Origin of the sequence: Streptomyces sp. E11-3 (genome assembly GCF_046540415.1) — a bacterium.
Classification (GTDB): Bacteria; Actinomycetota; Actinomycetes; order Streptomycetales; family Streptomycetaceae; genus Streptomyces.
Map to the genome: position 1 here is coordinate 1 of NZ_JAZGRL010000121.1, position 2,171 is coordinate 2,171.

At 70.9% G+C, this 2,171-nt stretch carries 1 protein-coding gene; it reads left to right on the forward strand.

Going from position 1 to position 2,171, the window contains the following annotated elements; all coding sequences use genetic code 11:
* Positions 1–74: 74 nt before the first annotated feature.
* Positions 75–2,045 carry a peptidoglycan D,D-transpeptidase FtsI family protein gene (locus tag U9R90_RS35705; RefSeq protein ID WP_411061618.1) on the forward strand — a complete coding sequence of 657 codons (1,971 nt, stop codon included), beginning with the start codon at positions 75–77 and terminating at the stop codon, positions 2,043–2,045.
* Positions 2,046–2,171: the final 126 nt, after the last annotated feature.

Below are 2,171 nucleotides of genomic sequence, written 5' to 3' on the forward strand. Positions count from 1 at the left end.
GACCCCGCGTCCGCGCCGCCACCCGCGCAGCCCGCACCCACCCCCACTCCTTCCACCTCCGACGGGGTGAAGCCGTGACCGACAGGCAACCACCGCGCCGCCGCGTGCCAGGCCCGGCGAAACCGGCCAGGTCAGGACGGACCGCAGGCCCACGCCGCCCCGGTCCCGGAGCGCGCCCCGCCGCACGCAGGCCACGCCCCGCGTCGGCCCCGCGGGCCCCGCGCACCCTCCGTCTGGGCACCCCGCGTCCCCGGCTCAGGCTGGTCGGCCTGGCGCTGACGCTGGTGATGGTCGCCTTCGTCGTACGGCTGCTGCAGGTGCAGGCCGTCGACGCGAACGAATACGCGGCCAAGGCGGAACTGAACCGCTACTTCAGCGACACGCTGGCCGCCGAGCGGGGCCAGATCACCGACCGCAACGGCTCCCAGCTGGCGGTCAGCGTCGACGCGTACGACATCACGGCCGACCCCTCGATGTTCACGCCGAAGGTGACCGGGGTGCCGGACGCCCCGGACCAGGCCGCCGCGCTGCTCGCCCCGATCCTGGATCAGGACGCGGCGGACGTCGCCCGCAAGCTCAAGAAGCCGAAGGCCCGCTACGCGCTGCTGGCCCGCAGGCAGACCCCGCAGGTCTGGCGCGACGTCAAGGAGCTGAAGGCCACGCTCGCCGAGAAGGCCGCCAAGACGGGCGGCAGCGGTGTGCTGGCCGGAGTCTTCCCGAAACCGAGCAGCAAGCGGGTCTATCCCAACGGTGATCTCGCCGCCGGGATACTGGGCTGGGTCAACGCCGACAACAAGGGCGGGGGCGGCATGGAGGCCCAGCTGGACCGGGAGCTCGCGGGCCAGGACGGCAAGATCACCTACGCCCAGTCCGGTGGCCGCCGGGTGCCCACCGCGGGCAGTGACGAGACCCCCTCGGTCCCCGGCTCCGACATCGAGCTGACCATCGACCGGGACCTCCAGTGGGTCGCGCAGAAGGCCATCTCCGAGCAGGTGAAGGCCTCCAAGGCGGACCGCGGCTATGTGGTGGCCCAGGACACCCGCACCGGCGAGATCCTGGCCATGGCCAACGCCCCCGGCTTCGACCCGGGGAATCTGTCGAAGGCCAACCCGGACAACCTGGGCAACCCCGCGCTGCACGACGCCTACGAGCCCGGCTCCACCAGCAAGCTGATCTCGATGGCCGCGGTCCTTGAGGAGAACGTCGCCACGCCCGGCACCCATGTGACCGTGCCCAACCGGCTGCACGCCGGCGACCGGCTGTTCAAGGACGACATCGACCACCCGACCTGGTACCTGACGCTCAACGGCGTGCTGGCCAAGTCCAGCAACATCGGCACCATCCTGGCCACCCAGCAGCTGGGCAAGACCCAGTCCAAGGCCAACCAGGTCCTCTACTCGTATCTGCGCAAGTTCGGGATCGGCCGCTACACCGGGCTCGGCTTCCCCGGCGAGACCCCGGGCATTCTCGCCAAGCCCGAGAAGTGGTCCACCTCGCAGCAGTTCACGGTGCCGTTCGGGCAGGGCTACTCGCTCAACGCCGTCCAGGCCGTCTCGGTCTACTCGACGGTCGCCAACAAGGGCGTACGAGTGGAGCCCACGCTGGTACGCGGCACCAAGGGGCCGGATGGCCGGTTCTCGCCGGCGCCCGAGCCGAAGAAGACCCGCGTGGTGAGCGAGAAGACCGCCGGGACGCTGTCCAAGATGCTGCAGTCGGTCGTGGACGACGACGAGGGCACCGGAAACAAGGCGCGGATCCCCGGCTACCGGGTCGCGGGCAAGACCGGCACGTCCAACCGGGTGGACCCCAAGACCGGCCGGTACAAGGGCTACACCTCGTCCTTCGCCGGGTTCGCCCCCGCGGACAAGCCCCGGATCGCCGTCTACTGCGCGATCCAGAACCCGACCAAGGGCAACTACTTCGGTGGCCAGATCTGTGCCCCCATCCACAAGCAGGTGATGGAGTTCGGGCTGAAAACCCTGCAGGTCGCTCCCTCCGGCAGCAAGGCCCCCCGCCTGCCGGTCACCTTCGATCCGGAAGACTGAGCTGGCACCGCCGTGACGACGATCACCCCGCGCGACAACGGGAACCACTCCCCGTCCCCGAACGGCTCCAAGGCGCCAGCGTCTCCGGGGCCCCCAGGGCCCCCTGGCCCCCCAGGGCCACCCGGG